This window comes from Pseudomonas sp. LBUM1653 (assembly GCF_059716115.1).
On sequence record NZ_CP166803.1, the window covers coordinates 528,020 to 541,442 of the forward strand.

The window sequence follows — 13,423 nt, forward strand, 5'->3', positions numbered from 1 at the left end:
GAGATAACACCCTTGAGCATTCAACCGAGTACTTATTCACCCGACATCGCGGTGCCAACCGACAAGCGTGTGTTCGGCGGCCGCGATCTGTTTTCCCTGTGGTTTTCCCTCGGCATCGGCCTGATGGTCCTGCAGACCGGCGCACTGCTTGCGCCCGGCCTGGGCTTGTCGGGCTCGTTGTTGGCGATTTTCCTCGGCACCCTGGTAGGCGTTCTGCTGCTGGCTGCCGTCGGCGTGATCGGCAGCGACACCGGCCTGTCGTCGATGGCCGCACTCAAGCTCAGCCTCGGCAAACGTGGCGCGAGCCTGCCGGCGGTGCTGAATCTGCTGCAACTGATCGGTTGGGGCTCGTTCGAGATCATCGTCATGCGCGATGCCGCCAGCCTGTTGGGCGCGAAGGCCTTCAGCGATGGCAGCGCACTGTCCAATCCGGTGTTGTGGACGCTGTTCTTTGGCGCACTGGCGACCCTGTTGGCCGTGAGCGGTCCGTTGACCTTCGTACGCCAGATCCTGCGCAAATGGGGTATCTGGCTGCTGCTGGCTGCGTGCATCTGGCTGACCTGGAACCTGTTCGCCAAAGCTGACCTGGCGGCGTTGTGGGCACAGGCCGGTGACGGTTCGATGCCGTTCGCGGTGGGTTTCGACATTGCCATCGCCATGCCGTTGTCCTGGCTGCCGCTGATTGCCGACTACTCGCGTTTCGGCAAGCGGGCGAAAAACGTCTTCGGCGGTACCGCCGTGGGCTTCTTCATCGGTAACTTCTGGCTGATGAGCCTGGGCGTGGCCTACACCCTGGCGTTCGCGCCGAGCGGTGAAGTCAATGCCTTGCTGTTGGCATTGGCGGGCGCGGGTCTGGGCATTCCGCTGTTGCTGATTTTGCTGGACGAGTCGGAAAACGCTTTTGCCGACATTCACTCGGCAGCTGTTTCCAGCGGGATTCTGTTGCGCTTGAAAGTCGAGCACCTGGCCTTGGCCATCGGCGTGATCTGCACCTTGATCGCCTTGCTGGCGCCACTGGCCCAGTACCAGAACTTCCTGCTGTTGATCGGTTCGGTGTTCGCGCCGCTGTTCGGCGTGGTGCTGGTGGATCACTTCATCCTGCGCAAGCGCAGTGCCCAGGTGGCATCGGCCGCATTGCGCTGGCCCGCGCTGCTCGCCTGGTTGGGCGGGGTCAGCACCTATCATCTGCTGGCCAATCTGTATCCGGATATCGGCGCAACCCTGCCGGCGTTGATCCTCGCAGGGCTGCTCCAGCTAGTCCTTGGCCGGGCCTTCAGTTACGGCCGGGAAACAGCTCGGGCTTGATGATGCCGTTCAGGCGAGGGTAGGGGATCTTCAGTTCGACATGGCCCAGCGCGTAAGGCGCGATGCTGCTGGTTTCATACTTGAGGATCACCCCACCGTAGGTTAGCGCCACGTTCTGGGTTTTCTGGAACGGCCAGCTCTTGACGAACTCCGGTTCCTGATCGAGCTTGGTGCTGATCAGCCAGCTGTTGTGCGCCACCTGCGCGGCTTTCCAGAACGCCTCTTCCTGCCCCGGCACCAGCATGTCCGAAAGCGTCAGCACTTTTTGCTGCTGACGCGAATAGTTGATGAAACCTCGACCCGGCGTGCCATGGGCACCGCCGGTGTCCAGGTAACTGGACAACTCGATGATCACCAAGCCGTCATGCTGCTCACGTACTTTGGCCTGCAAATAGCTGCTGTTGCGCGGGCCGGCGGTGCGCAAAAACTGTTCGCGATAGGCCGCCAGCGTCGGCGCCACCGGGGCGTCGGGTGAGGTACGGGTCATTTGCAGCAGGCGTTTTTCGATGATGCCGTCGAGCGCAGGCTCGGCGGGGAAGTGCAGGGTGTCGATGTTCACCAGCGGGCAGTCCTGGTCGGTACAACCTGGCTTGAGCTGCTCGGTGGCGTCGCGGGTGGTTTCCAGCGGCGCGCGATAGTTGGGCTGGAACAGGCTCTGGCAAGCGCCCAGGGTCAGGGCGAGAGCGGCCACGGAGGCAATTTTAAAAAGCGACATGGGCGTCCTTCATAAAACAGGGAAAGGCGAAAAGTTACCCGCTTCGACTATCAACGGAGCAGTCAGTTCGCCACTAAGCTAATTAGAGTGGGTTTCGCCCTCACCGTCTATCTCGCTGAAGGTAAAGGGGCTGCATCAAACCTCACGGGCGCGTTAGGATGGCGCGAAGTCGAGGTTCCAGGAAAAAAGGAACCTCGTATCGGTTTGAAGTAAGAGGATAGTCATGACTGATTTTGCCAAAGCCATTCCGACCGCCGTGGATATCGTTCGGCGCGAAAAGTGCTTCGAGGGTTTCTACAAGCTCGATCGCGTGCACTTGCGCCACGAATTGTTCGCCGGCGGCATGAGCCGCGAAATCAGCCGTGAATTGTTCGTGCGCCACGATGCGGTGTGCATGCTGCCCTACGACCCGCAGCGCGACGAAGTGGTGCTGATCGAGCAATTTCGCGTCGGTGCCCTGGGCAAGACCGACAATCCGTGGCTGATCGAACTGGTCGCTGGTCTGATCGACAAGGATGAGCAACCGGAAGAAGTTGCTCACCGCGAAGCGCAGGAGGAAGCTGGGCTTGTCATCGGGGCGCTGTGGCCAATGACCCAATATTTTCCATCGCCGGGCGGCAGCAACGAATTCGTGCATTTGTACCTGGGACGTTGCGATAGTAATGGGGTAGGCGGCCTGCATGGGCTGGAGGAAGAGGCTGAAGATATCCGCGTCACGGTGTGGGCTTTCGAAGACGCCCTGCAAGCCGTACGCGACGGACGAATTGCCAACGCGGCCAGCATCATTGCCTTGCAATGGCTGGCACTGAACCGCGTTGAAGTGAGGGGGCTATGGTCGTAAACAAACTGCGCGATCGCTATCGGGTGGACCTCGTGGGCCTGCAGGCGTCCTGTGAGGCGAACTACGCGCGCCTGATGCGACTGTTGCCGGACATGCGCAGCGAGCCAGCGGCGCGGCGTATCGCCGTGACCCACGGCGACCAGATGCTGGGCGTGCTGGCGCTGGAGGTGCTGCAGGTCTGTCCCTACACCACGACCCTGCAGGTGCGCCAGGAACACAGCCTGCCGTGGCTGCCGGTGCCGCAACTGGAAGTGCAGGTCTATCACGACGCGTGCATGGCCGAAGTGGTCAGTGCCGAACATGCGCGGCGCTTTCGCGGCATCTATCCTTACCCGAACGCCTCGATGCACCAGCCCGACGAGAAGGCCCAACTGAACATGTTTCTGGGCGAGTGGTTGAGCCATTGCCTGGCGCTGGGACACGAGTACGAAGTGGTCCGTTAACGTTCTTGTGAACTGTGTCAGGTTCGCGGATTCCCCTTTTCGATCATCCCCGAGCATAATTGCGCCATTATCCAATCCCGCGATCACGCCCTGGGAGAACCACCTTGCCGAGCGTATCCACCTTGACCAGCGCTGATCCGGCATTACTGGTGCAACTCTCCGACAGTCATCTTTTTGCCGAGGCGGACGGTACGCTGCTGGGCATGAATACCCGCGACAGCCTGCAAAAAGTCATTGAGTTGGTGCGCGTGCAGCAGCCGCAGATCGATCTGGTCCTGGCCACCGGCGATCTGTCCCAGGACGGCACGCTTGCGTCCTACCAGCAGTTTCGTGAATTGACCCGGCAACTCGACGCGCCGGCCCGCTGGATTCCCGGCAACCACGACGAGCCGCACATCATGGCCGAGGCCGCGGTGCAAAGTGCTTTGTTGGAGCCGGTGGTGGATATCGGCAACTGGCGAGTCACGCTGCTCGATTCGGCAGTGCCGGGCTCGGTGCCAGGGTACTTGCAGGACGATCAGTTGCAACTGTTGGCCCGTTCCTTGAGTGAGGCGCCAGAGCGGCATCATCTGGTGTGCTTGCACCATCATCCGGTGTCGATCGGCTGTGCGTGGATGGAGCCAATCGGGTTGCGTAATCCGGAAGCGTTCTTTGAAGTTCTGGATCGTTTTCCACAGGTGCGCGCCGTGCTTTGGGGGCATGTGCATCAGGAAATCGATCAATTGCGTAACAACGTGCGTCTGATCGCCTCGCCGTCGACGTGTATTCAGTTCGAACCCGGCAGCGAGGATTTCAAGGTCGGGGAGCAGGCACCGGGGTATCGCTGGTTGCGGTTGTTGCCGGATGGGCGGCTGGAAACCGGTGTGGAGCGTGTGACCGGGTTCGATTTTCAGGTCGATTACGGTTCCGACGGCTACTGAAAAACCGAGTCGCTACCTTCGCGAGCAGGCTCGCTCTCACAGGGATTTGTGAGCGACGCAGAGCCTATGTGGGAGCGAGCCTGCTCGCGAATGGCGCGACACGAATTCCGCATGTATCCCTGAGTCCCTGTAAACTCCGTCTTTTTACCCGACGCTCAGGGAGTTCAAATGTCCGGCTCGATCCTTTATATCCACGGTTTCAACAGCGCGCCTGCGTCGAAAAAGGCCACACAGTTGAGCGAAGTGATGGAACGCCTGGGCTTGAGCAATCAACTGCTTGTGCCGTCCCTGCATCACCATCCCCGCGAGGCCATCGGTCAGCTGGAGCAGGCGATTGAAGCGCTCGGACGGCCACTGCTGGTCGGCAGCTCACTCGGCGGCTACTATGCGACTCACCTGGCCGAGCGCCATGGCCTGAAGGCCCTGTTGATCAACCCTGCCGTCAGTCCGCACCGGATGTTCGACGGGTTCCTGGGGACACAGAAAAACCTGTATACCGAAGAGACCTGGGAAATGACCCACGACCACGTGACGGCCCTCGCCGAGCTGGAAGTGCCGGCACCCCAGGACCCGCAGCGCTATCAGGTATGGTTGCAGACCGGTGACGAAACGCTGGATTATCGCCTTGCCCAGCAGTATTACCGGGCCTGTGCCTTGCGCATCCAGGCCGGTGGCGACCATGGTTTCCAGGGTTTTGCCGAGCAGCTTCCGGCGATGCTGAGTTTTGCCGGCATTGGCGCAGATTTGTATCAGGCGATTGATTTCACCGCGCTGTGAAACCTTGCCCCTATTTTCAATGAAAGACTGACGACGAGACCCCATGGCCACTCCCAGCGCTAGCTCTTATAACGCCGACGCCATCGAAGTCCTCTCGGGCCTCGACCCGGTGCGCAAACGCCCCGGCATGTACACCGACACCAGTCGGCCGAACCACCTCGCCCAGGAAGTCATCGACAACAGCGTCGACGAAGCCTTGGCCGGGCATGCCAAATCGGTGCAGGTCATCCTCCACGCCGATCACTCGCTGGAAGTCAGCGATGACGGCCGTGGCATGCCAGTGGACATTCACCCCGAAGAAGGCGTTTCCGGGGTCGAGCTGATCCTCACCAAGCTTCATGCTGGTGGCAAGTTTTCCAACAAGAACTACCAGTTCTCCGGCGGCCTGCACGGGGTGGGTATTTCGGTGGTCAACGCCTTGTCGACCGAAGTCCGGGTGCGTGTAAAACGTGACGGCAACGAATACCAGATGACCTTCGCTGACGGTTACAAGAAAGCCGAGCTGGAAATCGTCGGTACGGTTGGCAAGCGCAACACCGGGACCAGCGTGTTCTTCGCCCCGGATCCGAAATACTTCGATTCACCGAAATTTTCCATCAGCCGTCTCAAGCACGTGCTCAAGGCCAAGGCCGTTCTGTGCCCGGGGCTGCTGGTCAGCTTTGAGGACAAGGCCACAGGCGAGAAAATCGAATGGCATTATGAGGATGGCCTGCGTTCCTACCTGGTCGATGCCGTCAGCGAATTCGAGCGTCTGCCGGACGAGCCGTTTTGCGGTGCCTTCGCCGGTAACAAGGAAGCGGTCGACTGGGCGCTGCTGTGGCTGCCCGAAGGTGGCGACGCGGTGCAGGAAAGCTACGTCAACCTGATTCCGACTGCCCAGGGCGGTACCCACGTCAACGGCCTGCGTCAGGGCTTGCTCGACGCTATGCGCGAATTCTGCGAATTCCGCAGCCTGTTGCCGCGCGGCGTGAAGCTGGCGCCGGAAGACGTCTGGGAACGCATCGCTTTTGTGCTGTCGATGAAGATGCAGGAGCCGCAATTTTCCGGCCAGACCAAGGAGCGGCTGTCGTCCCGTGAAGCGGCGGCGTTCGTCTCCGGTGTGGTCAAGGATGCCTTCAGTCTGTGGCTCAATGCCAATCCGGAAACCGGCCTGGCGCTGGCCGAGCTAGCGATCAACAACGCCGGCCGCCGTCTGAAGGCCAGCAAGAAGGTCGAGCGTAAACGTATTACCCAGGGTCCGGCGCTGCCGGGCAAGCTGGCGGACTGCGCCGGGCAAGACCCGATGCGTTCCGAGCTGTTCCTGGTGGAAGGTGATTCCGCCGGCGGTTCGGCCAAGCAGGCGCGGGACAAAGAGTTCCAGGCGATCCTGCCGTTGCGCGGCAAGATCCTCAACACCTGGGAAGTCGACGGCAGCGAAGTGCTGGCCAGCCAGGAAGTGCACAACATTGCCGTGGCCATCGGCGTCGATCCGGGCGCCGCGGACATGAGCCAGCTGCGCTACGGCAAGATCTGCATCCTCGCCGACGCCGACTCCGACGGACTGCACATTGCGACCCTGCTCTGCGCGTTGTTCCTCCAGCATTTCCGCCCGTTGGTGGATGCCGGTCACGTCTACGTCGCCATGCCGCCGCTGTACCGCATCGACCTGGGAAAAGAGATCTACTACGCCCTGGATGATGCCGAGCGCGACGGCATTCTCGATCGCCTGGTGGCCGAGAAGAAGCGCGGCAAGCCGCAGGTCACGCGATTCAAAGGCCTGGGTGAGATGAACCCGCCGCAGCTGCGCGAAACCACCATGGACCCCAATACCCGGCGCCTGGTGCAACTGACCTTGGGCGATGATTTCGACGCGACCTCGGAAATGATGGACATGCTGCTGGCGAAAAAACGCGCCAGCGACCGCAAGACGTGGCTGGAGTCCAAGGGCAACCTGGCGGAGGTGCTGGGCTGATGCGGCTGGGCTTTGCCCTGGCGTGTGCATTGCTGCTGACCTCGATGACGGTGTCTGCCAAGCCGACACCGCAGCTGCGTCTGTTGTCCGAGCATGCCGTGGACGGTATGCGCGGCGGCAACCTGTCCGGGCTGGCCCAGTGCGGCAACGAGCTGTGGACGGTCTCCGACCGCGACGACGATCAGATCTACCGCCTCGAGACGGGCGCTGGCGTCTGGCACGCGGAAGCGGTGGGCATCGGCGTAGCGCCCGTGCCGGACAACGACTTGCCCTGGGGGTTGCGCTCGCGGGCCTGGGTGTCGTCGTTTGTGCGTGGCGGTGATCTGGATTTCGAAGGGATCACTTGCGACAGCGCCGGAAATCGCTACGTGGTCAGCGAGTCCCATGCGGCGGTGTTGCAAATTCCGCCAACCGGGCCGACCTCCTGGCTGAAGATTTCGCCGATCATGGTTCGCGAGGCGCGGGCCAGCGGTATGTTGCTGCGCTTCAATGCGTTATTCGAAGGCCTGGCGATCAATCCGCAAGGTGATCAATTGTGGTTGGCTGCCGAGCGCGAGAGTCGCGGGTTGCTACTGGTCAAGCGCAAGCAAACCGTGTGGGACTGCGATGGCGGTTGTGTGCTGCTGAGCGAAGGGGGAAAGGAAATGCAACCTGCGCAATTTCCCAGCGCCAGAGCGATGCCCCGGGATTTTGCCGATCTGTCCTGGTTCAACGGCAAGCTGTTTACCCTTGAGCGCAACGCGTTCGAGATTTGTCGCCGTGACGCGGTGACGGCCAAGGTCGAACGCTGCTGGTCGTTTGCCGATGAGGCGTTGCAGGACAATCGTCGTTATCCCCAGGACTTTGCACTGACCGAAGCGTTGATCGTGGACGCCGAGGGTGCCTGGATCGGTATTGACAACAACACCGGTGCCCGCGCCGATGGCGAGGTCCGTCCGATCGTCTGGCGCTTTGCGGCACCTGAAGGTGGCTGGAGTGCCAAACCATGAGCCAGCAAACGCCGGGCAAACGGGCCGGTCGAGTATTGATGGTATTGGCCTGGTGCGCCGCGCTGTTTCTGGCGACGCGGTTTTTTGGCCAGTGGGAAGAGCGTCAGCAAAACCCAAATGTGGTAGTGAACTCGCAGCTCGGCGATGGTTTCGTCGAAGTGAAACTGGTCAGCAACGGCCAGGGACATTTCGTTGCCAGCGGCCATATCAATGGTCAGCCGGTGAATTTCATGCTCGATACCGGGGCGACCGATGTGGCGATCCCGGCGCAATTGGCCGAACGGCTGAAACTGGAACAAGGCTTCGGGGTGACCCTGAGCACCGCCAACGGTCGCACCGAGGGATATCGAACCCGCGTCGACCGGTTGCAACTGGGCGATATTGTGTTGCGTGATGTGCGCGCCCTCGTCGTGCCAGGCCTGGATGGCGATCAAGTGCTGCTCGGTATGAGCGCGCTGAACAAACTTGAATTTACCCAGCGCGGTGGCACCATGCTGCTGCGCCAGACAACGAACCGATGAGGCCCGCATGAGCGACTCCCTTGATCTCAGCCTGGACGGTGTAGAGCGCCGGTCACTGGCTGACTTCACCGAAAATGCCTACCTCAACTACTCCATGTACGTGATCATGGACCGTGCCTTGCCGCATATCGGCGACGGCCTGAAACCGGTACAGCGGCGTATTGTCTACGCCATGAGCGAGCTGGGGCTGGACGCCGATTCCAAGCACAAGAAATCGGCGCGTACCGTCGGTGACGTGCTCGGCAAGTTCCACCCTCATGGCGACTCGGCCTGCTACGAAGCCATGGTCCTGATGGCTCAGCCGTTCAGCTACCGCTACACGCTGGTGGACGGCCAGGGTAACTGGGGTGCGCCGGACGATCCCAAGTCCTTCGCCGCCATGCGTTACACCGAAGCGCGGCTGTCGCGTTATTCCGAAGTGCTGCTCAGCGAACTGGGGCAGGGCACGGCGGACTGGGGGCCGAACTTCGACGGCACTCTCGACGAACCGCTGGTGTTGCCAGCACGTTTGCCGAATATCCTCCTCAACGGTACCACCGGCATTGCCGTGGGCATGGCCACCGACGTTCCGCCGCATAACCTGCGCGAAGTCGCGACGGCGTGCGTGCGTTTGCTCGATGAGCCCAAAGCCACGGTCGAACAGCTCTGTGAACACATCCAGGGCCCGGATTATCCGACCGAAGCGGAAATCATCACCCCGCGTGCCGACCTGCTGAAAATCTACGAAACCGGCAAGGGTTCAGTGCGCATGCGCGCCGTGTACCACATCGAAGACGGCGACATCATCGTCACCGCGCTGCCACATCAGGTTTCAGGTGCCAAGGTGCTGGAACAGATCGCGGCGATGATGCAGGCCAAACCGTCGAAAGCCCCGCAAATCGCCGACTTGCGCGACGAGTCGGACCACGAGAACCCGTGCCGGATCGTGATTATTCCGGGCGCCCGGAAAAACTTTGACCACGATGCGTTGATGCAGCACCTGTTCGCCAGCACCGAGCTGGAGTCGAGCTACCGGGTCAACATCAACATCATCGGACTGGACGGCAAGCCGCAGCTGAAAAACTTGCGGGCGCTGCTGGTCGAGTGGCTGGAGTTCCGGGTCCAGACCGTGCGTCGTCGTCTGCAATTCCGCCTGGACAAGGTCGAGCGTCGCCTGCATCTGTTGGACGGTCTGTTGATCGCCTACCTCAATCTGGATGAAGTGATTCACATCATCCGCACCGAGGAGCAGCCCAAAGCCGCGCTGATCGAGCGTTTCGCCCTGAGCGAAATCCAGGCCGACTACATTCTCGACACGCGTTTGCGTCAATTGGCGCGACTGGAAGAAATGAAGCTGCGTTCCGAGCAGGACGAACTGCTCAAGGAACAAGCCAAGCTGCAAGCGCTGCTGAGCAGCGAAGCCAAGTTGAAAAAACTGGTACGCACCGAGCTGATCAAGGATGCCGAGACCTATGGCGACGACCGTCGATCGCCAATCGTCGAGCGTGCTGAAGCGAAAGCGCTGACCGAGCACGATCTGCTGCCGAACGAAAAAGTCACTGTCGTGCTCTCGGAAAAAGGCTGGGTGCGCTCCGCCAAGGGCCATGACATCGACGCCACCGGGCTGTCGTACAAGGCCGGGGATGGTTTCAAGGCCTTGGCGGCGGGGCGTTCCAACCAGTTTGCGGTGTTTATCGACTCCACCGGTCGCAGCTATTCGGTCGCCGCACACACCTTGCCATCGGCCCGTGGTCAGGGCGAACCGCTGACCGGCCGTCTGACGCCGCCGCCAGGGGCGAGTTTTGAATGCGTGCTGATGCCCGAGGACGATGCGCTGTACGTCATCGCCTCGGACGCCGGTTACGGTTTCGTGGTCAAGGGTGAAGACCTGCAGGCCAAGAACAAGGCGGGCAAGGCCCTGCTGAGCCTGCCGAACAACGCCAAGGTGATCCTGCCGCGGCCGGTGGCCGATCGTGAGCAGAACTGGCTGGCGTCGGTGACCACCGAAGGTCGCCTGCTGATCTTCAAGATCAGCGATCTGCCACAATTAGGTAAGGGCAAAGGCAACAAGATCATCGGGATTACCGGTGAGCGCGTGGCCAGTCGCGAAGAGTATGTCACGGACATCGCCGTTGTCCCGGATGGCGCCACCCTGGTGCTACAGGCCGGAAAACGTACCTTGTCACTGAAAGCGGACGACCTCGAACACTACAAAGGTGAGCGTGGGCGTCGTGGTAATAAATTGCCACGTGGCTTCCAGCGGGTAGATGCGCTGCTCGTCGAAAACCTCAATTAAGCGTCCTAGAGCGCCTGATCTACGATTTAACGCGTAGATCGGCGCTTTGGCGCTGGAGTCGGAACGCATATTCACGGATGATATGGCCTTTCAAGCGCCGGCGTGGCCGAGCGTTCTTCATATTTATTGAGTATTTTCACTGTGATTAGCCTTGTGGCAATCACCTGGATGGGACGATGACTGCTCTGCGCCTTCCTTTTATCTTGATGCTCGCCGGCGTACTTGGCCTGGCGGGTTGCAGCGTTCACCAGCCGGTGTCGCTGTATCAACTGGACAGCGGAAGTCCGGTTCAGCCTGCGCAAAGCGCGGGCATGGCGGTTTTGTTGGGCCCGGTAACCGTGGCGGACTACCTGCAACGCGAAACCCTGTTGCAGCGTCAACCGGATGGCAGCCTGCAAGCCTCGCCCGACGGCCGTTGGGCTGGCAGCCTGTCTTCCGACATCGATCAGCTGTTGCTGCGTCAGGTGGCCGGTCACCTGGATAGCCAGCGTGTCGTGCTGGCACCTGCGACAGTGGGGTTCACTCCGGATGTGCAGGTGCTGTTGACCATCACGCGTCTGGATTCGGGAGAGTCGCAACCGGCGATCCTTGATGCGCAATGGCGTTTGATCGACCGTCGTGGCCAGGTGCGTGATAACCGCATTATTCACCTGCAGGAACAGCACGCCGGCAGCACTGCGGCTCAGGTTCAGGCGCAGGGTGTATTGCTGCAGAAGCTCGCTGAACAGCTGTCGACAGCGCTCAAGCCTCTGGCCAACCAGCCACCGATTGCCGAAGCCCCTAAAAAGCCGGCAGCCAAGCCTGTGGCGCCTGCTGCGGAAGCGGAAAAGCAGCCGAAGATTCCGATGGCTGCACCGATTCGTACGGATATGGAAGTGTTTCGCTTCTAAGTCCGGACCGATACAAACCAAAGCCCGCCTAGTGCGGGCTTTGTTGTTTCTGCAGGGTGGAATTTACAGTGCTGGTGGCCCCTTCGCGAGCCTGCTCGCTCCCACAGTAGATGCGTGGGTGGTCGAGATCCCCTGTGGGAGCGAGCCTGCTCGCGAAGGCGTCGGGACAGGCAACAAAAAGCCCGCAGACGATTACTCGCCTGCGGGCTTCTTCATAACAGGGCTTTTACGCCCGGCGTTCGTGCATCCGCGCCAGTTGCCGCTCAAGCATCGACGGATAAGGCTCCATCAGCCGCTCCACGCAGCAGGCGCCTTCAGGGCTGGCAATCGGGCGGATCCGTGCGCGCTGGCGGATCAGGGCATCGTCATTGATCTTGCGTTCAACCAGCAGCAGGTTGCGGCTGTGTTGCGACAGGGCCAGGGCATCCTGCGCAGCGTCGGTCAGCAACAGGTCGATCTGGCTCAGGCCGAACAGCTCGTCGCCCAGGGTCAGGCCAAGCTGCAATTGCAAGGTGATACCGCTGTCGGCGACTTCGATCTGCAGTTGATGGCCCAGCGCCCGCAGCAGCTCGCCGCAGCAGATGGCGTTGGTCAGGTAATCGTCGCCGCTGTCTTCGCTGTGGAACAGCATCAGGGTGCTGCCATCGTTCAGGGTGTGCAGCTCGCTCTGGTAGAGCGAGGCCGCCTGGTCGAGGCAGTCGCGGTAGCGTTTGAGCAGCTCTTCCAGACGTGTCCGGGGCAGGCGTCGCAGTTGTTCCTGTGAGCCCAACTGTACAGCCAGCACAGCGCTGTGCTGTGGCACGCTGGAGGCCACTGGTTTACCCAGCGGTTTCGCCACGCTTTCTGGCGCATCATCGAGCAAATCGGCGAACGCATCATCGTCATCATCTTCAACGGTGCTGACGACACGCCGTGGCGCAGCTTTCATCGCGGCCATCGGGCGGCTTTCATCGAAACTCGGATCGCGCAGGTTACGCACTTCGAAACCCAGCTCGCCGTCGTCGTCATCGCTGTCGTCGAATTCGGGTTCCGGCACGGGTTCCGGTTCGACCGGTTCCGGCGCGAAGTCGGCGTGCAGCTGACGCGCCAGGTCGCCGATCTCGTCATTACGCTCGGTGGCCGGGGTGTATTCGTCGATGTTGCGCAGCCAAACCCGCAATTGCAGCAGCGGCGTGGAGAGGTATCGACCCATGCGCAGGCTCAGGGCCAGGGACAGGGCCAGCAGGATCGCGCTCAAAATTCCCATGCTTTGCAGGCTGATGGTCATCGGCTGCTGGAACTGATCCATGTCCAGGCTGATGCGCAATTGCCCGGCGGTCACGTCCTGGAAGGTGATCTTGCTCTGATAGATGCCTTCGGCCTCGCCCAGCAGGCCGTGCTTGGGACGCTGGCCGGCCTCGGCAAGGATCCGGTTGTCCATGCTGTAGATGGCGGCGTGGGCCACCAGCTTGTTCTTGGTCAGGTTGTTGAGCAGGACGTTGAGGCTGAGGATGTCGTTGGACACCAACAGCTCGGTGGCTGAGGTAGCCGTCTGCATGGTCAGGCTTTCACCCAGCGCATCTGCTTGCTCGTGCATGGCCTGCTTGAACTGCAAACCCATCACGCAGGCGTAGATCACCAGGGCCAGAGCGACCAGGATCACGTTATGGCTGGCAATGCGCAATGCAATCGGTACACGGCGGTGGCGCAGTGCACGGAAGATCAGCAGAAAGAAGTTATCGGTTTTTACTGGCGTGGGCCGGTTCACTTGAGCTCGGCTCTTTTGTCCGTGAAGTTGACGCGCAGTATAGCGACAG

12 protein-coding genes are annotated in these 13,423 nt (G+C 61.0%); 10 read left to right on the forward strand and 2 right to left on the reverse strand.

Annotated elements, in window-relative coordinates:
- The first annotated feature begins 12 nt into the window (after nt 1-12).
- On the forward strand, nt 13-1,305 hold the full coding sequence (cytX, locus tag ACA054_RS02385) for a putative hydroxymethylpyrimidine transporter CytX (protein WP_497688020.1): 1,293 nt from the start codon (nt 13-15) through the stop codon (nt 1,303-1,305).
- Here the strand turns inward: cytX and ACA054_RS02390 are convergent.
- Nucleotides 1,274-2,020 carry an RsiV family protein gene (locus tag ACA054_RS02390; RefSeq protein WP_497688021.1) on the reverse strand — a complete coding sequence of 249 codons (747 nt, stop codon included), beginning with the start codon at nt 2,018-2,020 and terminating at the stop codon, nt 1,274-1,276. The genes cytX and ACA054_RS02390 overlap by 32 nt on opposite strands.
- 223 nt (nt 2,021-2,243) lie before the next feature.
- Between ACA054_RS02390 and ACA054_RS02395 the strand changes: the two genes are divergently transcribed.
- From ACA054_RS02395 to ACA054_RS02435, 9 genes are all read left to right on the forward strand, one after another.
- A complete protein-coding gene (locus ACA054_RS02395) occupies nt 2,244-2,861 on the forward strand; it encodes an NUDIX domain-containing protein (RefSeq protein ID WP_497688022.1) in 618 nt (205 codons plus the stop codon).
- Nucleotides 2,852-3,304 carry a DUF1249 domain-containing protein gene (locus tag ACA054_RS02400; protein WP_008063540.1) on the forward strand — a complete coding sequence of 151 codons (453 nt, stop codon included), beginning with the start codon at nt 2,852-2,854 and terminating at the stop codon, nt 3,302-3,304. The genes ACA054_RS02395 and ACA054_RS02400 overlap by 10 nt, the downstream gene beginning before the upstream one ends.
- 104 nt (nt 3,305-3,408) lie before the next feature.
- Entirely contained in the window at nt 3,409-4,224 is an 816-nt protein-coding gene (gene cpdA, locus ACA054_RS02405) for a 3',5'-cyclic-AMP phosphodiesterase (RefSeq protein ID WP_497688023.1), read from the forward strand.
- Between the two features lie 168 nt (nt 4,225-4,392).
- Nucleotides 4,393-5,001, forward strand: a complete 609-nt coding sequence (locus ACA054_RS02410) for a YqiA/YcfP family alpha/beta fold hydrolase (protein WP_497688024.1) — start codon at nt 4,393-4,395, stop codon at nt 4,999-5,001.
- Between the two features lie 43 nt (nt 5,002-5,044).
- Nucleotides 5,045-6,952, forward strand: coding sequence for a DNA topoisomerase IV subunit B (gene parE, locus ACA054_RS02415; protein ID WP_497688025.1), 1,908 nt, complete (start codon nt 5,045-5,047; stop codon nt 6,950-6,952).
- Nucleotides 6,952-7,941: an esterase-like activity of phytase family protein gene (locus tag ACA054_RS02420; RefSeq protein WP_497688026.1), complete on the forward strand. Its 990-nt coding sequence runs from the start codon at nt 6,952-6,954 to the stop codon at nt 7,939-7,941. The genes parE and ACA054_RS02420 overlap by 1 nt, the downstream gene beginning before the upstream one ends.
- Nucleotides 7,938-8,462, forward strand: a complete 525-nt coding sequence (locus ACA054_RS02425; RefSeq protein ID WP_497688027.1) for a retropepsin-like aspartic protease family protein — start codon at nt 7,938-7,940, stop codon at nt 8,460-8,462. The genes ACA054_RS02420 and ACA054_RS02425 overlap by 4 nt, the downstream gene beginning before the upstream one ends.
- 7 nt (nt 8,463-8,469) lie before the next feature.
- Nucleotides 8,470-10,737 carry a DNA topoisomerase IV subunit A gene (gene parC / locus ACA054_RS02430; RefSeq protein ID WP_497688028.1) on the forward strand — a complete coding sequence of 756 codons (2,268 nt, stop codon included), beginning with the start codon at nt 8,470-8,472 and terminating at the stop codon, nt 10,735-10,737.
- A 176-nt stretch (nt 10,738-10,913) separates the two neighbouring features.
- Entirely contained in the window at nt 10,914-11,627 is a 714-nt protein-coding gene (locus ACA054_RS02435) for a PqiC family protein (RefSeq protein WP_497688029.1), read from the forward strand.
- A gap of 226 nt (nt 11,628-11,853) precedes the next feature.
- Here ACA054_RS02435 and ACA054_RS02440 read toward each other — a convergent pair whose 3' ends face one another.
- On the reverse strand, nt 11,854-13,374 hold the full coding sequence (locus ACA054_RS02440) for an AhpA/YtjB family protein (protein WP_497688030.1): 1,521 nt from the start codon (nt 13,372-13,374) through the stop codon (nt 11,854-11,856).
- Nucleotides 13,375-13,423: the final 49 nt, after the last annotated feature.